This window comes from Nitrococcus sp. (assembly GCF_059432795.1).
In genome coordinates this window covers 1-19,408 of record NZ_JBXWZQ010000053.1, presented here as the reverse complement: position 1 = coordinate 19,408, position 19,408 = coordinate 1, and the positions used below count along the sequence as shown (strand labels likewise).

Here is a 19,408-nt window from a genome sequence, read left to right as displayed (position 1 = left end):
ACCGAGACCTGGCGGCGACAGCGCGCACACTGGCGCTTTTGCCCGCGGGTGAGCACGAACGCATGATCGTGGCCGCAACGCGGACAGATAAACCCCTGTGGCCAGCGATGGCGGGCAATCTCCGTGTGACAGGCCTCTTGGGTGGAGAACTGCTGCGTCCAGTCGAAATAGCTCATGGTGGGCTGTTGCATGGCGTAAGCCTCCATTAGCGAGCTGTCTATCAGCTTCGACAACGCAAGCTGCGTTAAGTTGAGAGGCAATATCTAGAATGACCATCCGGCGCATTACTCTTCATCAGCTCAGGATCTTCGATACCCTTGCCCAGCACATGAGCATCACGCGCACGGCGGAGGTGCTCCACCTGACTCCGCCGGCCGTCTCCATTCAAGTGAAACAATTGGCCGAGGCGACCGGTCAGCCCCTACTGGAGCAGGTGGGGAAGAAGCTTTATCTCACCACAGCGGGCAAAGCGGTCGCTTCGACCTGCCGCGACGTCTCAGCACGCATGGAGCGCCTCGTTCAAGAGCTGGCGGCAATCCAGGGGCTGGAAAAAGGCATGCTCAGCGTCGCCATTCTCACCACGGCGAAGTACTTCGTGCCGCTGTTGCTCGGCAAATTGAGCGAGCAGCACCCCGGCATCGAGGTATCGCTGTTTGTGGGTAACCGAAAGTCGATTCTCGACCGCCTTGCCCACAACCAGGACGATCTCTACATCCTGGGCCAGCCTCCCGAACACCTGGATGTCGTGACCATTCCCTTCGCCTGCAATCCATTGGTCGCCATTGCCCACCCGCAACATCCGCTAGCTGCGAAGAAGAATATCTCGCCGGAGCGCTTGGCCCAGGAACCGTTCATCGCACGGGAGCCTGGCTCCGGTACCCGCCTCAGCTGCGAGGCCTTCTTTCACCGCCACAATCTGACACCCAAGGTGCGCATGGAACTGGGCAGCAACGGCGCCATCAGACAGACCGTTGCGGGCAGACTGGGCATTTCCATTATCGCAAGGATCACCGTTGAAGCGGAGGTCGCCCTGGGCAATCTCGCCATATTGGACGTACAAGGTCTGCCGCTGGAACGCCAGTGGCACTTGGTTTATCCCGAGCACAAAGTCCTGGCACCTGCTGCGCAAGCGTTCAAGGACTTCCTGATCTCGGAGCATACGCGTCAGGTCCCGGATGATTCCGCACTTGAAGTGCAAATAGATCAGGGTGTCTCTGCTGTCAGGCTTTGATGGCCCGTATGGGTGTGCGGTGCTCAAGCGCTTCTGCGGCCGCGATGATCGAGCTCACGGGCGGGACCCGGGTGTACTTGGCGGCCGGAGCCACGCATCTGCGCTATTCTGCTCAGCCCTAGACTTGCATCGCCGAGCCGGAGGGCGACCTTGCGCACATCGCGGGTCGCTCGCAGCCTGTGCATCGCACAGCGGGAGACCTGCCCGAGCTGTGGCGGGTTGAAGCGAATCATCGCCTTTATCGAAGATTCCGAGGACATCGAGACGACCCTCGCCCATCTGGATACGAAAGCGGCTGAACACCAGGCCCCGAGGCGCTTGCCGTGCCGGGCGCCGCCCCAGCGCGCGGCTATTCGACTAGAGAAGATGACCCAACTGATGACCCCGGTGGTCTGTGACGTTTGCAGCGCCGCCACGGTGGTGGCTGGCCGGATGGGAGGAAGAGCGTCAACAGCGCGCCCGCGAACCCGTCGCCGGGGTACATTCAGGCGCCGTCACGCCACTCAGCGCCGATTGACGAGTCGCAGCCACGACCGCCTGCAGCTGCCGAGACCGGTGAGGGGAGACCGCCGGCCGCCGGCTCATACTGCCTATACGCTATACTGCCCACATGGGAAAAATTACCCTGACGGGCGTGTCTGTCGGCTTCGCGAGGGCACCAGCGAGATGCGGAAGATGGTGATCGCGCGCCAGGTGGTGGCGGCGCAGAAACCCGTTCCGATGGGGGCGGAAGAGGGAGAGCGGAATATGTCCGAGGCGATCGATTTGCTGCTCGCGGGGTATCGCAGCTATCGTGCCCTGTTCTACGAGAAGCGGGGCGACCTCACCCGAAAGCTGGCCCGAGAGGGACAAAGCCCGCAAGTGCTGGTCATCGCGTGCTCCGATTCACGTGTCGACCCGGCGGTCCTGTTCAATGCCGATCCCGGCGAGATCTTTGTCGTGCGGAACATCGCGGCATTGGTGCCGCCCTACGCGCCGGACGATAAGCATCACAGCACCAGCGCGGCGATCGAGTTCGCGGTACGTGATCTCAAGGTGAAGGATATCGTGGTGCTCGGCCACTCCAGCTGCGGGGGTATGAAAGCCCTGTCGGAGCTGGCGCGAGGCGAAATCGTCGATCGCGAGTTCATTGGTCCATGGGTGGAAGTCGCCCATGAAGCCTGTCAGCATCACGCCGCAGATGGCCCGGGGTCGAACGCCAACGTCGAAATAGGGGCGATCAAATCGTCCCTTAATAATCTCATGGGGTTCCCGTGGATCGCTGAAGCCGTCGACGCTGGAAGCCTAGTCCTGCATGGCTGGTGGGTCGATCTGCACACGGGCGATCTGTTTGCGCACGAGTCGCGCACCGGGCAGTTCCATCCGATCGTCGGAGCCGACTAGGACCGTATCGGCTGTAAGGAGTCGCTCCGGCGCCGGCAGAAACGGTTGCCGGAAGGGGAATCGCAGGAAGGATTGGATGTGGCGGCGCCCCGTTAAGTTCTATATCGAATTCGCCTCGCCTTACGGTTACGTTGAGCTGACCCGATTGACCCAGACCTTGGCGCGGCGGATTGGCCGGTATCTCGAGCGGCCATGCGCATCTCCTTCGCATCGCTCACCCGCGGCGGTCCCACCCGCTCTGCGAACACCAGCGGCTCCTTTCGGCCGGTATTCCACTGATTAAATAATCATAAAAATAAGCTTTAGAAATTTAAACTATAACCAATCACTTCCTCCTGCCTAGACTGCGAGTCCGTCCAGAGGCGTCGATCAGGATTGAATTGTCCGTAAAGCAAATTGCCTCTAAACATGATTCAGCCGCATTGGGGTAGGGGGTATGAGTGACGGCGTCCTCCAGCAGGCGTTGGGACAGCGGTGACGCGTTGATTCCTCCAGGCAAGCTTGCCGGGCCGAGAAGCGCTGCATCCACAGAATAGCTTATCTTCGGCTGTAGCACGCTCCGGCCTCCTTCGCTCGAAGCATCTCAACAGCTTCGACAGGCATCGCTGATATGGTTGGGGCTATATAGAAATTTAAAATATAATCAATTACTTCTTCCTACCTAACCTGCGCGCCCGCCGAAAGGCGCCGATCATGATTAAATGATCGATTAAGAAGAAGTTAAAAAACTTAAACTGTTTTTTATCCTCTCTCTCCCAATAAACTCTGCACCAATGCACCAATTTCGGTTCTGGACGCTTTGGCTGCGCACCAGGAGCGCGAAGCCGTCGAATAATCCTTATTTTGCAAGCAGGAGGACTCCCAAATGAGCGTGAGCTACCAGGCGGGCGTGAAAGAGTACCGCACGATGTACTGGACCCCGGACTACGTGCCCCTCGATACCGATTTGCTGGCGTGCTTCAAGTGCACTGGCCAGCCGGGGGTCCCGCGTGAAGAAGTTGCCGCCGCTGTGGCCGCGGAATCCTCCACCGGCACCTGGAGTACCGTGTGGTCCGAGCTCTTGACCGACCTCGAGTTCTACAAGGGCCGGGCGTATCGTTTGGAGGAGGTGCCGGGGGACCCTGAGTCCTTCTACGCGTTCATTGCTTACCCCATCGACCTGTTCGAGGAAGGCTCCGTCGTCAACGTGCTGACCTCCCTGGTGGGGAACGTGTTCGGCTTCAAGGCCGTCAAGCACCTGCGTCTGGAGGACATCCGCTTCCCCATCGCCTACGTCAAGACCTGCATGGGTCCGCCCAGCGGCATCCAGGTCGAGCGCGACAAGCTCAACAAGTACGGCCGTCCGCTGTTGGGCGCCACCATCAAGCCCAAGCTGGGCCTGTCGGCCAAGAACTACGGCCGCACCGTGTACGAATGTCTGCGCGGCGGTCTGGACCTGACCAAGGACGACGAGAACGTCAACTCCCAGCCGTTCATGCGCTGGCAGAACCGCTACGAGTTCGTAGCCGAGGCGGTGCTGAAGGCGCAGGCCGAGACCGGCGAGCGCAAGGGGCATTATCTAAACGTCACTGCCCCCGATCCGGAGCAGATGTACGAGCGTGCCGAGTTCGCCAAGGCATTGGGCATGCCCATCATCATGCACGACTTTCTCACCGCCGGTTTCACAGCCAATACGGGTCTTGCCAAGTGGTGCCGCAAGAACGGCATGCTGCTGCACATCCACCGCGCCATGCACGCGGTGATCGACCGTCATCCCAAGCACGGCATCCATTTCCGGGTGTTGGCCAAGTGCCTGCGCCTCTCCGGTGGCGACCACCTGCACGCCGGCACCGTGGTGGGCAAGCTCGAGGGCGATCGCTCCTCCACGATGGGCTTCGTCGATCAGCTGCGGGAAGCCTTCGTTCCCGAGGATCGTTCTCGCGGCGTGTTCTTCGACCAGGACTGGGGCTCCATGCCCGGCGTGTTCCCGGTGGCCTCAGGCGGCATCCATGTTTGGCACATGCCCGCGCTGGTCACCATCTTCGGCGACGATTCCTGTCTGCAGTTCGGTGGCGGCACTCAGGGACACCCCTGGGGCAATGCGGCGGGCGCCGCTGCCAACCGCGTCTCGCTCGAGGCTTGCGTGAAGGCCCGCAATGAGGGTCGCGAGCTCGAGAAGGAAGCGGCTGACATCCTGTCCGAGGCGGCAGCCAGCAGCCCTGAGCTCGCTATCGCGCTGGAAACCTGGAAGGAAATCAAGTTCGAATTCGAGACCGTGGACAAACTGGATGTCGTTGAATCTGCGAGTTACGGCTAAGGAGAGGTCCAGGCCGATTCTTTCGAATTCCAGACCGAATCGATACGAGGAACTGAATTATGGCAACGATGTATGAAATGGGTGACTACCAGACCGCCCAGACCCTGGAGACGTTCGGGTTCCTGCCAGCCTTAACCCAGGACGAACTCCACGAGCAGATCGCCTACATCCTTTCCCAGGGTTGGACCCCGTCAATCGAGCACGAGCATCCGTCCAACCTCATGAACGATTATTGGCCGATGTGGAAACTGCCGTTTTTCGGCGAAACCAGCCTGGAGAACGTCCTGCGTGAGCTGGAAGCCTGTCACCGTGCCTATCCGACTCACCACGTTCGTCTGATCGGCTACGACAGCTACACCCAGAGCCAGGGGCTGGCGTTCGTCGTCTTCGAGGGACGCGGCTGAACCCGGAAACGGAAGGCAAACATCGACGCGACGGGGTAAACCATGGCACGGACTGCAAACACGACCAGCTATACCGCCCGGGAGGCATCACGCGCCAGGCGCCGTGCTATGTCTACCACCGGCAAGGCTGGCTTGCAAATGATGACCAGTGCCTCGGGCAGCCAACCAAAATCGGCCGGAAGCCGCGCAACCGGCGCTCCAGCCTCCAGGGCTGCCGCTATGGTACAGACAGCAAACACGACCAACTCCACCGCCCGGGAGGCATCCTCCACCGCCCGGGAGGCATCACGCGCCAGGCGCCGTGCTATGGCTACCACCGGCAAAGCCGCCTTGCGCATGATGACCAATGCCTCGGGCAGCAAAACCGGATCAGCCGGAAATCGCGCACCCGGTGCCCCCGCCTCCACGGCTGGCGCATGGCAACCAGCGCCTCGGGCAGCAAGCCCAAATCGCTCGGAAGCCGCGCACCCGGCGCCCCGACCCCCCGGGAACCGTTACACGCCAGGCGCCGTCACACTGACCGCGCGCGAGGCCTCCCGGGCACGGCGCAAGGCCATGGCCACGCGCGGCAAGGCCGGGATCAGCAACCCGGATCTCACCCGTATGGATTTCAGTCCGGCCCAGCCCAAACCGGCGAATAGTCGGGAGATGTCCGCGTGTGAGTGCGGTTCCAAGGGTAGACAGGTCCGTGCCGAGGACAACCCCGGTCAGAACACCAGGCAGGATTCCGTTCCAAGGCCTACACGGCAAACGAGCAACCGTGCGCCTTCGTTGTCGAAACAAACGCCGACGAAAGCGAAATTGGTCAATCGTAAGGTTACCAATGCGGCCTCCATGGGGCCGGCGCGTGCCGCCTCCCGAGCGCGGCGCAAGGCCATGTCCACGCGTGGCAAGGCGGGGCTGAGTCCGAATGGCATAACTGAGGCGCAGACCGCTCGTGCGGCCAACCCCGACATGTCCAGCCGCGATCTAGCCCGTGCCGTGCGTACGCAGCGCAGTCAGCGAGGCGGGGCGGGGCAGAAGAAATCGGGGCCGTGCGGTCGACAGCGCACCAGCCGGAGCGTCGCGGGTAACGGCTCGCCCGGTGCCGCGCAGGACGCGCCTTGGAAGGTGGGTGCCAGCGAGACCACATACGGGCAGACGGTAACTGGAACCCAAGTCGGGCGCAGTCTGCGGACTACGGGCGATGAGCCCAGCACGTGTCGGGAGATTACCGGCACCGAATATATGGGCGCCAACATTTTCCGGCAGTTCTGCCAGAGCGAGCCGAGCAAGTCATCGCGCAGGGTAGGTGTGAGTCCCACCAGCAGCGGCAACCGTGTCACCGGCAACGAGGTGGGACGCAGTCGCAGGGTCACGGGCGACGAATCGGGCACTTGTAAGCGCGTGACCGGTTCACAGTACGTCGGGGCCGATCAATCCGAGGCATTCTGCGGCACTAAGAGCGAACCCGCTCCCATGAAGGTGACGAGTGCCGAGACCCGCGGGGGCAAGACCGTTACCGGCAACAATGTGGGGCGTTCGACCCGGGTGACCGGGGACGAAACCGGCGCGAACCGTGAACTTACCGGCACCCATTACATGCAAGTCGGAAATGGCAAGGCGCCGCCCAAAGTCGGCACTAGCCAGACCTTGCGCGGCGGATCTGTGACCGGCACGTTGGTCGGGCGCAGTGAACGGGTGACCGGCGACGAACCGGGCACCTGCCGTAACATCACGGGGGATGACTACATCGGCCAGGAGCAGTACAGCGGTTTCTGCCCGACGACACCCAAGCCCGAGGACCGCAAAGTGGATGTGTCCCGGACGCTCATGGGGCAGCCGGTCAGCGGCACCCTTACCGGGCGTTCGACCCGGGTGACCGGCGACGAACCGGGCACCTGCAAGGCGATCACCGGGACACCCTACGCGGGCGCCGAACAGTATCGCAGCTACTGCAGACCCGAAGAGGCTCAGCAAGCCGTGGTGCGTACCCGTCAGCTGCGATCTACGCCCGGTTCTAGCCTCACAGGACAGCAGCCAGGCATCGGCGGCAAGTTCACCGGGGCCGAAAAAGGCGCCTGCGAGAACGTCAGCGGTACGCCCTATGTCGGAGCCGAGCAGTTCGCCGCGGCCTGCCCGGCCACGCCGGCCGAGCCCGGCAGCCCGGATTTCCCGCAGCTGCTGAACGAGACTCCCTGGGAAAAGTTTAGCGTGACCCCGCCGTTGCAGGCCGCACAAGCGAAGGTTCGCGCTGGTGGCGTGACCGGCTCGAGCTACGAGAAGGGTCAGATCACCGGGCCGTTTGGTATGGCCTCCGGGAAGGTGACCGGCACTGAGGAGGCCCGCTTCGGGTCCGGCCACAAAAACGCCGCGATGGCGGCGGCCGAACTGCCGCCCACGGCCAGCGACGTCGACGGCCGCGTGAAGTCGCGAATCACCGGTGAGGGTATGGACGCCGGCCTCAAGATCACCGGCGACGACTGGGACCGGGGTGACCGCGTAACCGGAACGGAGGGCACCTCCGCCATGGGGCGCAACCCGACCCGTCGCGGCGGTCCGATGAGCGCCATGCCCACGCGTTCTCAGTCGCCTAAGCGCAACGAAGAAGCGCCAGAGCCGCTGAGCAAGGTGACTGGCGGCAGCGGTAACACGGACCGCGGGGCGCTTGTGACCTATTCCGGTGGCGCTCGGGGCTAACAGGCATGTTAAACGATCGCAATCGCTCACCTGCAGACTCTGTGGTCCACGCGACCGCTCCCCGGCGGCGCCCGGGGGCAGTGCGCGCTCCATTCGCAGGGCTGCGGCGCGCGACCGGGTGGGGCGAGGAAGGTGCGCATCCGCTCGCGCGGGGCGAGGAAAACGCCCGCTTGTTCGACTATGAACGGCGAATCAAATCCGCCTTCGATGCCATCGTGCCGACGCTCAAGCGCGTTTCGGCCCTGCAGCACGAGGAGCAGTTCGAACTGCGCGCGCAGGAGCTCGCCCGTGAACGCCTCGGCTTCGAGCTGCCTGAGCAGATCCTCGCCGACGCCTGGGTGGAACAACTCGATATGCGCCGCCTGTTCGCCTGGTGCGTGTTCGAGACCTACCGGCGTTTTTGCGATGAGTTCTTTACAACGGACCCCCTGAAGTCCGACGACGAGGCGGCCTTTGACCAATTTCTGCAGGAAAGCGGCTTCCATCTCCTGGACGTGTCGCCCTGCTCGGACGGGCGACTCGCTCACGTGATTCGCTACGTGCTGCGGCTTCCGTACCGCGTGGTTCGGCGCAAGTCTTATGCCGGTGCACTGTTCGACATCGAGAACAGCCTGGAAAAGTGGACCGAAACCGAACTGCTGAGATTTCGCGAGGGCCGGCCGAACACGGCTGATGCGCCGACGCGCTATCTCAAGGCAGCGGTGTATCACTACAGCTCCAGGGATCCGGCGCATGAAGGTTGCGCGGCCCACGGCTCCGACGCCGCCGAGGCGGCGCGCGCCGGCTTGGAACGGCTGCTCGCCTTTCAACAGGCTGTCCAGAACACTCACTGTTGCGGCGCGTCTATCGACCTGCTCCTCATCGGGCTGGACACGGATACCGATGCAATTCGCGTTCACATTGCGAACGGCGACGGAGAGATCGATCTGCACGGCATGATTGAGGCGCGTGATCTGTATACCCAGACGCAGCGCCTGACGGCGCAGCAGGCCCGCGCGCGCATCGAGACCCGCGTGAAGGAGGCGGCACCGGCTGTACCGGAGGGCACACAGCGCCTGATTGCCCGTTTGCTGGAGAACAATCTGTCACAGATCGAGTACGTGCGCCGATATCACAGCGAGCACTACCGGGATATCGGCCATGCGGAGCGATTCATCGGTGCGGGCAAGGGGTTCGAGGAAGTGCAGTTGCGCAACCTGACCTACTTCGCCTACCTCGACACCGTCGAGGAGGCTGCAGATGATCTCGACGTGGGGGTCAAGATTTTCTCGCGTCTCAACGTAGCGCATGGCCTGCCCATTCCGGTCGTTATCCGCTACGACTATCAGGGCCATGTGCCCGCTGCGCGCGAACGCGCCGCTGAGCACTGCCAACGGGTCGCTCGGGCCATGAGCGCGCGTTACGCGGACCTGATCGGTCGCGGCCTGATGCATATGCTGATGCTGGTGCGCGACTGTGCCGCCGGCGGTTCCATCGAAGTGCTGGGCTGTTCCGTCACGGAACAGGAAATGTGGGAGGCACACTGATGAAAATCTGTCAGGTAGAGCGGCCGCTGGTGGCGACCAACCGCATCCCCGGACTGGAACACAAGTACCTGCAGGTGGTGCGAGACGGTAGCTCTACGCTGGTGGCAGTGGATGGCGTCGGCTGTATTCCCGGCGACTGGGTGATTTGCGTGGGTAGTTCGGCGGCGCGCGAGGCGGCCGGCAGCAAGGAATATCCGAGCGATCTGACCATCGTGGGAATCATCGACCGCTGGCCGCCGGAAGAAGCGCAGAGCTGATGGAGGACTAATGGATATTCTCCAGGTCGAAGCGCCGCTGGTCTGCACCCGGCGGGTGGAAGGTTTGAAACAGACGAGCCTGCGCGTGCTGCGGGATTCTCGAGGCGGGCGTCACGTAGCGGTGGATCCCGTGGGTGCGCGCGAAGGCAACTGGGTGTTCACGGTCAGCGGTTCGGCCGCTCGGTACGCCAGCGGCGATTTCGGAGTACTCACCGATCTGACCATAGGCGGCATCATCGATCACTGGGAGGCTGACCTGCTACCCGTAGCTGCCAAGCAGTGCGGGCAAGTAACGCAGGGTGAGACGAGTCCTGTACCGACGAACGAGGTGAGCAGGAGAAACAAAAATGGCAGATGAAACTTACGGTATCGCGCTGGGTATGATCGAGACGCGTGGGCTGGTTCCCGCCATTGAGGCGGCGGACGCCATGACCAAGGCCTCGGAAGTACGTCTGATCAGCCGTGAATTCGTGGGCGGCGGTTATGTCAGCGTGTTGGTGCGCGGGGAAACTGGAGCGGTCAACGCGGCCGTGCGTGCGGGGGCGGACGCCTGCGAGCGCGTCGGTGACGGACTGGTTGCCGCGCACATCATTGCCCGCCCGCACCGCGAGGTCGAGCCCGTACTGGGTTAGAAAGTAAGGCGTTAGTGAACTTTTAAGTCCGACGACGGAGATATCAAGATGGCACACGAAACTTAAGGTATCGCACTGGGTTTGATCGAGCCCCGCGGGCGGGGGCCCGCCATTGAGGCGGCGGAGGCCATGACCAAAGCCGCCGAGGTGCGTCTTATAGGGCGCGAGTTCGTGGGCGGCGGTTATGTCACCGTGCTAGTGCGCGGGGAAACCGGTGCGGTCAATGCGGCCGTGCGTGCCGGGGCCGACGCCTGTGAACGCGTCGGTGACGGCTTGGTCGCCGCGCACATCATCGCTCGCCCGCACCGCGAGGTCGAGCCGGCTCTGCCGAGGGGCGCCGACTCGTCTTCCTCAGCCGCGGCCTGATCAATGCCTCAGTAACTCTCTACGTAACAGGAGATTCCAGCCATGGCCAAAGATACCTACGGTATCGCACTGGGTATGATCGAGACCCGCGGGCTGGTGCCCGCCATCGAGGCGGCGGGTGCCATGATCAAGGGCTGGTCGCCGCGCACATCATTGCCCGCCCGCACCGCGAAGTCGAGCCGGCGCTCGGGGATGAGATGGGCGGCAGTCGTCCTGCGCGTAGCTGAGTGATCAGAAGGGAATAGCTCGACAGACGGTTCCGTCATCATGATGCAGCGACCTTCCGACCAACGTGTTCTCGGCTATCTCGGTCGGGCGCTAAGCCTTGAGCTCACCGCGGTTCAGCAATACAGCACCCAGGCGCGACTGCTCGCGATCTGGGGGCTGGCTGAACCGGCAAAGCGCATGCGTAATGAGGCTACCGAGGAAATGGGCCATGTAGACCGAATTATCTCCCGCATGCTGGCTTTGTGCGTGGCGCCTAGCGCATCGCAACTTCGTCCGGTACAGGTCGGACAAGACCTGCAAGCGCTGTTGCGGCACGACCAGACACTGGAGTTCGAGCTTATTCGCCTCTACACCGACGCAGTCCGACACTGCGCGCGTCAAGGCGACCATGACAACCGACTGTTTTTCGAAGCGCTTCTTGCCGAGGAGGAAGCCCATGGGGACGAGCTCGCCCGCTGGCTCGAGGAACTCGAAAGCCCCGGGGCCGTTAATCCTGCGCACCAGCGCGCGACTATGTACAACAATAGCGCGCGACCAAAGGAGAAACGCTATGAGCAGTCAGTGGCGGGAGCGCAAGCGCCCACATCGCCTGGAGCGGCGTTATGAGTTTCCGGATTATCCTACACTCCGTGAATTTTTGGACCGTGCTGCGGAACTCTCTGAACATGAAGGACTTTATCCGGATATCGGGTTCGGTCGTGATTATGTGAATATGACCATTCACGTAGCAGAAGGCGAAGATGAACTGAGTGACGCTCAGCGTCGCTTTGCCGAGCGGCTCGATGAGCTCTACACCTGCGATGGTCTTCACTGAGAGGTGGTGACATCATGAGCAAGACTGACATAACCAGTGACAAGCTGGTCGATTCCATGGGCAAAGACAAGGCGGCTGCAGATAAGGCCGATTCGTCGGCACACGATGCGAGCGACGGCGAAAAGAAAAAAGCCCCTTCGCAGGCCGATAACAAATCCACCGGGAGCAGGTCTTCATCCGCTGGCGCGAAGTCCCGTGGCGGTGGTGATCCCTATCAGACCAAGCCCCATGGTGGTGGTAATGACCCCTATCAGAGCGGACGCCGTGTGTGGCCCGACTGAGTTTTGGCATCCCATGAATTGAACTGGACGATGTCGCGCAAGCGCTCGCCGTAGGTGAGCTGCGTAAAGGCCATGCGCCGATACTGGTCATGGCAGGTGAAGCGCTTGACATGCTGATTGCCGCCGTAGCGCTCGACACAACGCCGGAAGGTTTGCTGGGAAGGACAGTCCAGCATCCGGGCGAAGGTGAGCTTGCCTGTGTAGATGCACCGATACCCTCAACCCGCGAGCTTGCGCGGACGGCGGGCATCGGTGACAAGTCCGGTTCAAGTCGATGCCAGGCATAAATTGCTCATTATTATGCGGCAACTCGGACGATGGCAGTGAGAAACGCAGCTTTCCCGGAAGCTTCTGATTTACAGTGCAAAATCAAATGAAATTGGTATCAGAACAGGAAAGTACGCATGTTCGTGCGCTGGCCCGGCAAGTGCTGGCGCTGAAAGCGTACTGCATCGGCACGGCTGACCGGCGGGACTTTTAGAGGATATGGAACAGCTAATCATCGCACTGGCGGCGCTGCCGCTGTTGTCCGCTCTATCGATACAGCTGCTCTCCGCGCGGCTCGGCCGGCGTGCGGCTCGGTTGAGTGTCGCCGTCACCTCCGTCACCTTCGCCCTCGCCGTCGCGATGTTGTATTCGTCCCTCGGCGGTGCTTCCGGGGAGGTGGCCCTCGCAGGATCGTGGGGCATTCTCAGATTCGACCCGCTGGGTGCCCTGATGGCCGTGGTCATTGCGGGCATCAGTTTGATCGTACATATCTATTCGGTGCGGTACATGGCCGAAGAGGCCGGCTACGCGCGGTTTTTCGTGCTGCTGGACGCCATGACCGCGACGTTGCTGACAATGGTCGTTGCGGGCGACCTGATCACTCTGGTGGTGGCCTGGCATCTGGTCGGCGTTCTGTTGTACTTCCTGCTGGGCCAGGACACCCGTAGCCATTCGGCCCATCGGTACGCTTTCTGGACGCTGATCACCTATCGCATCGGCGACCTCCCGCTGGTGCTCGCCGCCGGGCTGCTGCATTACGCGTACGGCACCTGGTCGCTGTCCGAGATCTTCGCCCGTATCGCCGTCGAACCGGCGGCTCCCATGGTCCTAGGCATGCCGTTGATGGAGCTGGTCGGGAGTCTGATCGCCGCGGCCGCATTCGCGCGCTCGGCGCAGTTTCTGCTGCATACCTGGCTGCCCTACAGCATGGCGGGCCCGACGCCGGTATCGGCCTTGATGCACGCCGGAATCGTGAATGCGGGCGGGTTCCTGATCAATCGATTTGCGCCTGTGTTCGTGCATACCGACAACGTGTTGCCTGTCGTGTTCGTCGTTGGCTTGGTCACCGCCCTGATCGGATCGAGCCTGATGCTGACCCAGAATGACATTAAAAAGTCGCTCGGCTACTCGACCATGGGCCAGATGGGCTTCATGATCATGGAGTGCGGCGTCGGCGCCTTCTCGTTGGCTATCTATCACCTCATCGCCCACGGGGTGTTCAAGGGCACGCTCTTTTTGGGCGCCGGCAGCATGATTAATGCGGCGCGCAAGAGCGACGGCGTTCCCAAAGACGAGCTCTACAGCTTCGTCGTGGAAAGACAGCCCGCCAGCGTCCGCCAGCCGTGGCTGCTGATGGCGGCGATCACCGTTGCCGTCCCGGTGCTCCTGCTGCTGATGGCGCACCTGCTCGTCGCCGAGGACCACTTCCAGAAGCAGGGTGCCATCGTGCTGCTGTTCTTCGGCTGGGTAACCGGTGCGCAGTTGCTCTACACCACCTACCGGATGCAGACCCAGAATTTCTGGCGCCTGCTCAGATTGAGTGTTTTCTCTCTTGCGGTTGTGGTGTTTGGCTACACGCTCATCAGCCATGCCTTCAATCTGTTTCTGTACCCGGACGAAGCGTTCCGTGACGGCATCTATGCGGCCGCGAACATGGATCTGCTTCGCTTCAACGTCCTGGCTGGCCTGATGACGGCCTTGATCGTGATGGGCTGGTTGGTCACGTACTACGCAGAAAAGAGCGGAAGCCGAGCGCCGGGGCGTACCGGGCAGCTGTGGCTGACTTTCTACGCTTTCATTTCCCGGGAGCTCTATCTCCCAGATTTGTTCACGCGCCTGACCCGGCTGCTACTGGGGGCCGCGGGGCGGCTGAACGTATGGCTGAGGTGGGTCTGAGCATGCTTTACTGGCTTGCGGGATTGTTTTTGCCCCTTTTTCCGTTGAGCATGGGCTTCAATGCCCTGCTGGTTCGAGTGCGCAGTGGGCCGCTTCGTGCTGTACTGTTGCTGGTATGGCCCCAGCTCGGCTTGAGCCTGGTATTCGCAGCAAGTAACGAAGTGCCGGATTGGGTTCTCGTTGTGGCGCTGTTCACCGCGGCCTTGTACGCCTTTCGGGCAATCGCGCTGCGCGAGATGGGCCAGTGGATCGGTTTCCTAGCGACCTCGGCATGGGCACTGCTATGGCCCGTGCTGATGAGCGGCGCCGAGGCGTCCCCGGTCCGCCTGTACGCGTTGGGCTTCAGCGTACCGCTCGCCCTGCTGGCGTTGCTGGGCGCTCGGCTGGAGTTGTACTTCGGCGCCGCCTACACGGGGCTCTACGGCGGACTCGCCGAGACGCTGCCGCGTTTTTCCGGCGTGTTGGTGTTGGTAGTGCTGGCCGTCATCGCCGTACCCGTGTTTCCGGGTTTCTTCGCCCTGTTCAACACTGTTGTCCAGACGACCGTAGCAGCGCCGTCGGTGGCGTTGTCACTGGTGGTGATATGGCTGTTGTGGAGCTGGGCGGGCGTGCGACTGCTGCAGGGGCTGATCGTCGGTCCGGCCAACGGCATAGAGGCGCCGGACCTCAGCGCAGCCGCCCTCTGGAGTTATGCCTCAGCCATTGTTGTTCTGCTTATCAGCGGCTTGTATTTCGCGGGAGATCTGCTGTGACGTTGCCGATCGGTCAGAAGCTGAAGATCCGCGCCATGGTCTATGTGGCCGCCGAGCCCATTCCGTTCTTCTGGCCCATGCGCGCCTTCATCCATCACAATCCACTCTACGGGCTCGAGGGCATGCCCTTTCCGGAGGCGGTTGAAAAGGGCGCACGGCTGTTCCATGGCCGGGGGTTTCTGCGACGGGCGGAGTATCAGCGCTACCTGCGCCAGGGCAAGGTCGACCAGGCAGCACTCGCCGCCCGCGTGGAGGCCTTTGCGGCGGAGCGCGAGCCCGTGCCCGGGATTGATCTGCCGCGTTGGCTGATGATCCTGCTGACGGAGACGCAAAACCCGCTCACCGGACCGGAAATCTTGGCGGAGACCGCCGACGTGCAGGCGGCCTTGCACGGCCAGGCGCCGCCCTCCTCGCCGCCCGATGAGCAGGCCATTGCAGCACGGCTGCGCGGGGAGCTGCTGGGCCCGGTCCCGGTATACGAGGCCGTGGACCTGCTGCATGGGACGGACGTTGGTTCGGAGCTCGACGAGCTGGTCATCAAGAGCTGTCTGGACTTCTTCGACGAAGGCCAGTCGGTCTGGGGCATGCCGGGGCGCGAGCGGGGCTTCTTCGCCGCATGGCGCGACTTGGCCCGCCGCAATGGCCGTTTGTACCTGAGGGGGCTGCATATCGACCGCGTCCTTGGCAGCGGCGACAGTCCGGAAGACGTCATCGCCGACGTGATGCGGACCCTCGGTGTCCCCGAGGAGCACTGGACAGCCTACTTCACCCGTGAGGTGGCGCGGCTGCACGGCTGGGCGGGCTTCATTCGCTGGCGCTCCAGCGCCAAGCGCTATTACTGGAACGAGCGCTATCCGGCGGACCTCGTGGACCTGATGGCCGTTCGCCTGACGCTTGCCTTGGCCCTTTTGAACGAGCGCGGCGGCAGCGCGGTCGCTACGGCTAGCGGTGTGGCTCAGGCCATCGAGCAGCACACCCGCGAGACCTACCTGCGCTACGAGCTGCACAGCGGCGTGGTGCTGCCGGCGCTGGCGGCGCGGGTGGAACAGACCCTGGCAGCCGATCGCAGCGCGAAGATCGAATCCCTCTTCCTCGAGTATGTTCAGCGGAAGCGGGCGCACGAAGCCGGACAACTGGCGGTAAAACTGCGCGATCTGGCGCAAAGGGCGGGCGATCTCGATGCGTTGTCCGCGCTTGCCGACGACCGGCTGCACAGCCTGTTGCACACGCTGCGCGGATTCGAACGACAGGAAGGGATGATCTGGTTGGGCGCCATGGAGACGCACGCGATGAACCGGCTGCTCGAAGGCATCAACCTCGAGCCATCACCGCCGCGCGAGAAGCGTCCGTTTGCGCAAGCGCTGTTTTGCATTGATACCCGCGCCGAGCGGATTCGCCGGCACCTTGAAAGCGTGGGTGACTATCAGACCTTCGGCATTGCCGGTTTCTTCGGTGTGCCGGTCAGTTTCATGGAGCTCGGCAAGGGCAGTGAGACCCATCTGTGCCCGGTGCTGCTGACGCCGAAGAACCTCGTACTGGAAATGGCCGTGTCGGAGCCGCGGGAGGATATTGCTTCCGTGACCGCCCTCGAGAAGGTGCTGCACGAGCTCAAGGAATCGGTACTGAGTCCCTTTGTCACGGTTGAGGCCATCGGCCTGCTGTTCGGCTTCGACATGGTGGGCAAGACGCTGCTTCCGAGACAGTACAATCGGTGGCGCCGGCATCTGCATGAAGGAAAGCCGGGGACCCACCTGTTGCTCGACAAGCTCAGCCGTGAACAGGCCGACTCCATCGTCAGAGCCGTGCAACGGGCCGTGATCCGCAACGCATTGAAGCAGGAATTCGGCCTGGAGACCGAACAAATCAATGATTCCATGGTCCGTGAGCTGCGTGAAGCCGCCATGGGCAAGGGGCAAGGCGCCCCGGAATCGGCGAAGCTACTGAAACTGGACGATGCCGCTGAGGAGGCGTTCATCACGCGCCTGCGTGAGGCCTACCGTATCAATCCGACCATCGTTCAGTTGCAGATGGAACGACTGGGGCGGCTCGGCTTCAGTCTGGACGAACAGGCCGGCTTCGTGGGTCAGGCTCTACGCTCCATAGGGCTGACAGCGAACTTTTCCCGTTTCATCCTGCTCGTTGGACACGGGAGTACGTCGGAGAACAATCCCTATGAATCGGCGCTCGATTGTGGTGCCTGCGGAGGCAATCACGGGCTGGTCAACGCGCGGGTCTTGGCGCAAATGGCAAACAAGCCGGAGGTGCGGCGCAAGCTGCGGAGCCAGGGCGTAGAGGTTGCCGACGACGCCTGGTTCGTGCCCGCTCTGCACGACACAACCACGGATACGTTGCAGTTGTTCGACCTCGACCGCCTGCCTTCTTCGCACGTGGTCTACGTCGATCGCCTGCACAACGGCTTGGCGGCGGCTTCGCGGCTTTGTGCCGGAGAGCGCGTGCCCACGCTTCTGGAGAATACGGCTCGGCTCGAACCGGCGGAGGCATTCAAGCACGCGCAGCGCAACGCGATGGATTGGTCTCAGGTTCGCCCCGAATGGGGGTTGGCAGGCAACGCCTATTTTGTCATTGGGCGGCGCGCGTTGACAGAATCATTGTCTTTGGAGGGGCGGGCCTTTTTGCATTCCTATGATTATCGCCTCGACCCCAAGCGGCGACTGTTGGGCAACATTCTTGGTGGTCCGCTCGTTGTCGGGCAGTGGATCAACATGGAGCATTATTTCTCTACCGTGGACAACGAGCGATTCGGGAGTGGTAGCAAGGTCTATCACAACATCGCGGGGCGCTTTGCGGTCATGACCGGAAACCTGAGTGACTTGCGCACGGGCCTGCCCGCACAGACGGTACTCGAGAATGGTCAACCTTACCACCAGCCGCTGCGGCTCATTACGGTAATCGAGGCCCCGTTCGAGCATGCCCGACGCGCCGTGGACGAAGTGACGTCCGTGAAGTTCCTGGTGCGCAACGGCTGGATCCGGCTGCTGATCATCCCCCCTGAGCAGGGCACCGTGTACGTCTACGAGGACGGGCAGTGGGAGACCCGACGCGCTGCGTCCGCCGCCGAACAGCCACTGATCGAGGAGTCTACTGTTTCATGAAAGACCTGAATTTGAGCCCGCTAAAAAAGCTCGAGATCATTGTTGGGGGCGAGCATCAGGAGTTCGCCACCGATATCCTGGATCGGGCCGGGGTCAAAGGTTATACGATCATCAACAATCTTTCCGGCAAGGGCAGCCATGGTTTCCACGAAGGACACCTCATGTTCAACGAGGATGACGTACTCATCATGATCATCGCGGCCGTGCCGAAAGAGTTGGTCAACCCGGTCCTGGAGGGGCTGGGTCCGTTTTATAACGAGCACTCCGGAGTCGTCTTCATATCCGATATTCAGGTGACCCGGTTGGTGAAGTTCAGCGGCTGATCCTATCCAAGGGCCGCGGGAGCGCGAGTGTAGCAGTGCATTAGATGATTCAGCTTCGAACCTATGTGTATATCGATTCATTGCAGCCGCAGCTTGCAGAGTACATGGCCACGGTATCGCAGGGATTCCTGCCCGTGCCCGGCGACTCCTGTCTGTGGGTGGAAGTGTCTCCGGGTATGGCGATTCACCGCTTGACCGACATCGCCCTGAAGGCCACTCGTGTGCATCTGTCGCAGCAGGTCGTCGAGCGCGCCTACGGCTCGATGGTGATTCACCACCGTGACCAGAGCGACGTGAAGGAAGCGGGCAGAGTGATTCTTCAGCGCCTCGGTGTTGAGGTAAACGACCGCCAGCCCTGTCAGATCGCGTGGCAGGAAGTGATTCGTGGCATGACGCCCGATCACACGGTGCTGATCAATCGGCAGAACCGTCGCGGTTCTATGATTCTGCCCGAACAGAGCATGTTCATTTTGGAGACCGAGCCGGCCGGATACATCGTATATGCCGCTAATCAGGCGGAGAAAGCCGCCAGCATCACGCTCATCGATGTGCCTGCCGTCGGTGCCTACGGGCGAATGATCATGGCCGGCCGCGAGATGGACATCGACGAAGCGGCTGCCGCGGCGATCTCTGCGGTCAAAAATCCGCCTGGTACCTAAGCCCATGCATCGTCAGGAACTCCTCGATTTGCTCGGCGCGCATCGCACTCGGTTCATGGACGAAGCCGCGTATATCGATCAGGCGCGGACCTTTGTGCAATTGAATCCGGATTGTTTTCACCGTGACCTCTTGCCGGGCCATGTGACAGGCTCTGCCTGGGTGGTCAACATGGATCGTTCGCGGGTGCTGCTGATGCACCACCGTAAACACGACCAATGGTTTCAACCGGGCGGGCACGCCGATGGCGAAGCGGATATCGTGGCGGTAGCCCTGCGGGAGACCTCGGAGGAGAGCGGCATC

The 19,408-nt window shown here is 62.1% G+C and carries 23 protein-coding genes; 20 read left to right on the top strand and 3 right to left on the bottom strand.

Annotated features, from left to right (window positions below):
- Positions 1–191, bottom strand: a 191-nt coding sequence (locus tag AC52Q4_RS04640) for a transposase family protein (RefSeq protein WP_495535636.1), incomplete at its 3' end; no start/stop codon positions are given.
- Positions 192–268: 77 nt separating this feature from the next.
- Here AC52Q4_RS04640 and AC52Q4_RS04635 point away from each other — a divergent pair.
- From AC52Q4_RS04635 to AC52Q4_RS04620, 4 genes are all read left to right on the top strand, one after another.
- Positions 269–1,231 carry a LysR family transcriptional regulator gene (locus AC52Q4_RS04635; RefSeq protein WP_495535635.1) on the top strand — a complete coding sequence of 321 codons (963 nt, stop codon included), beginning with the start codon at positions 269–271 and terminating at the stop codon, positions 1,229–1,231.
- Positions 1,232–1,906: 675 nt separating this feature from the next.
- Positions 1,907–2,614: a carbonic anhydrase gene (locus tag AC52Q4_RS04630; protein WP_495535634.1), complete on the top strand. Its 708-nt coding sequence runs from the start codon at positions 1,907–1,909 to the stop codon at positions 2,612–2,614.
- A gap of 865 nt (positions 2,615–3,479) precedes the next feature.
- A complete protein-coding gene (locus AC52Q4_RS04625) occupies positions 3,480–4,910 on the top strand; it encodes a form I ribulose bisphosphate carboxylase large subunit (protein ID WP_495535633.1) in 1,431 nt (476 codons plus the stop codon).
- A gap of 59 nt (positions 4,911–4,969) precedes the next feature.
- Positions 4,970–5,314 (top strand): ribulose bisphosphate carboxylase small subunit, encoded by a 345-nt coding sequence (locus AC52Q4_RS04620; protein ID WP_495535632.1) that lies wholly within the window; start codon positions 4,970–4,972, stop codon positions 5,312–5,314.
- 68 nt (positions 5,315–5,382) lie between these two features.
- On the opposite strand, the gene AC52Q4_RS04615 is transcribed toward AC52Q4_RS04620, so the two are convergent.
- Positions 5,383–5,721, bottom strand: coding sequence for a hypothetical protein (locus tag AC52Q4_RS04615; protein WP_495535631.1), 339 nt, complete (start codon positions 5,719–5,721; stop codon positions 5,383–5,385).
- Between the two features lie 394 nt (positions 5,722–6,115).
- Between AC52Q4_RS04615 and AC52Q4_RS04610 the strand changes: the two genes are divergently transcribed.
- The 10 genes from AC52Q4_RS04610 (at position 6,116) to AC52Q4_RS04565 (ending at position 12,097) form a co-directional block, all read left to right on the top strand.
- The gene (locus AC52Q4_RS04610) at positions 6,116–7,993 is read left to right on the top strand and encodes a CsoS2 family carboxysome shell protein (RefSeq protein ID WP_495535630.1); all 1,878 of its coding nucleotides are present in this window, start codon (positions 6,116–6,118) and stop codon (positions 7,991–7,993) included.
- Positions 7,994–8,073: 80 nt separating this feature from the next.
- Positions 8,074–9,519, top strand: coding sequence for a carboxysome shell carbonic anhydrase (locus AC52Q4_RS04605; protein ID WP_495535629.1), 1,446 nt, complete (start codon positions 8,074–8,076; stop codon positions 9,517–9,519).
- Positions 9,519–9,776: an alpha-carboxysome shell vertex protein CsoS4 gene (csoS4, locus tag AC52Q4_RS04600; protein ID WP_495535628.1), complete on the top strand. Its 258-nt coding sequence runs from the start codon at positions 9,519–9,521 to the stop codon at positions 9,774–9,776. Before AC52Q4_RS04605 ends, csoS4 begins: the two co-directional genes overlap by 1 nt.
- Positions 9,777–9,786: 10 nt before the next feature.
- Positions 9,787–10,134: a carboxysome peptide B gene (locus AC52Q4_RS04595; protein ID WP_495535627.1), complete on the top strand. Its 348-nt coding sequence runs from the start codon at positions 9,787–9,789 to the stop codon at positions 10,132–10,134.
- Positions 10,124–10,408 (top strand): alpha-carboxysome major shell protein CsoS1, encoded by a 285-nt coding sequence (gene csoS1 / locus AC52Q4_RS04590; RefSeq protein WP_005004173.1) that lies wholly within the window; start codon positions 10,124–10,126, stop codon positions 10,406–10,408. Before AC52Q4_RS04595 ends, csoS1 begins: the two co-directional genes overlap by 11 nt.
- A 69-nt stretch (positions 10,409–10,477) precedes the next feature.
- Positions 10,478–10,774: a BMC domain-containing protein gene (locus tag AC52Q4_RS04585; RefSeq protein WP_495535638.1), complete on the top strand. Its 297-nt coding sequence runs from the start codon at positions 10,478–10,480 to the stop codon at positions 10,772–10,774.
- A 42-nt stretch (positions 10,775–10,816) separates the two neighbouring features.
- Positions 10,817–11,005: a hypothetical protein gene (locus AC52Q4_RS04580; RefSeq protein WP_495535626.1), complete on the top strand. Its 189-nt coding sequence runs from the start codon at positions 10,817–10,819 to the stop codon at positions 11,003–11,005.
- Positions 11,006–11,041: 36 nt separating this feature from the next.
- Positions 11,042–11,608 (top strand): ferritin-like domain-containing protein, encoded by a 567-nt coding sequence (locus tag AC52Q4_RS04575; RefSeq protein WP_495535625.1) that lies wholly within the window; start codon positions 11,042–11,044, stop codon positions 11,606–11,608.
- Positions 11,553–11,816, top strand: a complete 264-nt coding sequence (locus AC52Q4_RS04570) for a 4a-hydroxytetrahydrobiopterin dehydratase (RefSeq protein ID WP_495535624.1) — start codon at positions 11,553–11,555, stop codon at positions 11,814–11,816. Before AC52Q4_RS04575 ends, AC52Q4_RS04570 begins: the two co-directional genes overlap by 56 nt.
- Positions 11,817–11,830: 14 nt before the next feature.
- The gene (locus AC52Q4_RS04565; protein ID WP_495535623.1) at positions 11,831–12,097 is read left to right on the top strand and encodes a hypothetical protein; all 267 of its coding nucleotides are present in this window, start codon (positions 11,831–11,833) and stop codon (positions 12,095–12,097) included.
- Here AC52Q4_RS04565 and AC52Q4_RS04560 read toward each other — a convergent pair.
- Positions 12,067–12,303 carry a DUF4372 domain-containing protein gene (locus tag AC52Q4_RS04560; RefSeq protein WP_495535637.1) on the bottom strand — a complete coding sequence of 79 codons (237 nt, stop codon included), beginning with the start codon at positions 12,301–12,303 and terminating at the stop codon, positions 12,067–12,069. The genes AC52Q4_RS04565 and AC52Q4_RS04560 overlap by 31 nt on opposite strands.
- Before the next feature lie 280 nt (positions 12,304–12,583).
- On the opposite strand from AC52Q4_RS04560, the gene AC52Q4_RS04555 reads away from it, so the two are divergent.
- The 6 genes from AC52Q4_RS04555 to AC52Q4_RS04530 form a co-directional block, all read left to right on the top strand.
- Positions 12,584–14,260, top strand: a complete 1,677-nt coding sequence (locus AC52Q4_RS04555) for an NADH-quinone oxidoreductase subunit 5 family protein (protein WP_495535622.1) — start codon at positions 12,584–12,586, stop codon at positions 14,258–14,260.
- Positions 14,242–15,012 carry a hypothetical protein gene (locus tag AC52Q4_RS04550; RefSeq protein ID WP_495535621.1) on the top strand — a complete coding sequence of 257 codons (771 nt, stop codon included), beginning with the start codon at positions 14,242–14,244 and terminating at the stop codon, positions 15,010–15,012. Before AC52Q4_RS04555 ends, AC52Q4_RS04550 begins: the two co-directional genes overlap by 19 nt.
- Positions 15,009–18,125, top strand: coding sequence for a DUF2309 domain-containing protein (locus AC52Q4_RS04545; protein ID WP_495535620.1), 3,117 nt, complete (start codon positions 15,009–15,011; stop codon positions 18,123–18,125). The genes AC52Q4_RS04550 and AC52Q4_RS04545 overlap by 4 nt, the downstream gene beginning before the upstream one ends.
- Positions 18,122–18,448 (top strand): P-II family nitrogen regulator, encoded by a 327-nt coding sequence (locus AC52Q4_RS04540; protein WP_495535619.1) that lies wholly within the window; start codon positions 18,122–18,124, stop codon positions 18,446–18,448. Before AC52Q4_RS04545 ends, AC52Q4_RS04540 begins: the two co-directional genes overlap by 4 nt.
- 44 nt (positions 18,449–18,492) lie before the next feature.
- A complete protein-coding gene (locus AC52Q4_RS04535; RefSeq protein ID WP_495535618.1) occupies positions 18,493–19,107 on the top strand; it encodes a hypothetical protein in 615 nt (204 codons plus the stop codon).
- A 4-nt stretch (positions 19,108–19,111) separates the two neighbouring features.
- Positions 19,112–19,408: NUDIX domain-containing protein (locus tag AC52Q4_RS04530; protein WP_495535617.1), on the top strand; the 297-nt coding region annotated here is incomplete at its 3' end.

Bases quoted from the DNA above. Each gene is read 5' to 3' on its own strand.
- AC52Q4_RS04635 (WP_495535635.1), top strand. From the start codon at position 269: ATGACCATCCGGCGCATTACTCTTCATCAGCTCAGGATCTTCGATACC.
- AC52Q4_RS04630 (WP_495535634.1), top strand. From the start codon at position 1,907: ATGGTGATCGCGCGCCAGGTGGTGGCGGCGCAGAAACCCGTTCCGATG.
- AC52Q4_RS04625 (WP_495535633.1), top strand. From the start codon at position 3,480: ATGAGCGTGAGCTACCAGGCGGGCGTGAAAGAGTACCGCACGATGTAC.
- AC52Q4_RS04620 (WP_495535632.1), top strand. From the start codon at position 4,970: ATGGCAACGATGTATGAAATGGGTGACTACCAGACCGCCCAGACCCTG.
- csoS4 (WP_495535628.1), top strand. From the start codon at position 9,519: ATGAAAATCTGTCAGGTAGAGCGGCCGCTGGTGGCGACCAACCGCATC.
- AC52Q4_RS04595 (WP_495535627.1), top strand. From the start codon at position 9,787: ATGGATATTCTCCAGGTCGAAGCGCCGCTGGTCTGCACCCGGCGGGTG.
- csoS1 (WP_005004173.1), top strand. From the start codon at position 10,124: ATGGCAGATGAAACTTACGGTATCGCGCTGGGTATGATCGAGACGCGT.
- AC52Q4_RS04580 (WP_495535626.1), top strand. From the start codon at position 10,817: ATGGCCAAAGATACCTACGGTATCGCACTGGGTATGATCGAGACCCGC.
- AC52Q4_RS04575 (WP_495535625.1), top strand. From the start codon at position 11,042: ATGATGCAGCGACCTTCCGACCAACGTGTTCTCGGCTATCTCGGTCGG.
- AC52Q4_RS04570 (WP_495535624.1), top strand. From the start codon at position 11,553: ATGAGCAGTCAGTGGCGGGAGCGCAAGCGCCCACATCGCCTGGAGCGG.
- AC52Q4_RS04565 (WP_495535623.1), top strand. From the start codon at position 11,831: ATGAGCAAGACTGACATAACCAGTGACAAGCTGGTCGATTCCATGGGC.
- AC52Q4_RS04555 (WP_495535622.1), top strand. From the start codon at position 12,584: ATGGAACAGCTAATCATCGCACTGGCGGCGCTGCCGCTGTTGTCCGCT.
- AC52Q4_RS04550 (WP_495535621.1), top strand. From the start codon at position 14,242: ATGGCTGAGGTGGGTCTGAGCATGCTTTACTGGCTTGCGGGATTGTTT.
- AC52Q4_RS04540 (WP_495535619.1), top strand. From the start codon at position 18,122: ATGAAAGACCTGAATTTGAGCCCGCTAAAAAAGCTCGAGATCATTGTT.
- AC52Q4_RS04535 (WP_495535618.1), top strand. From the start codon at position 18,493: ATGATTCAGCTTCGAACCTATGTGTATATCGATTCATTGCAGCCGCAG.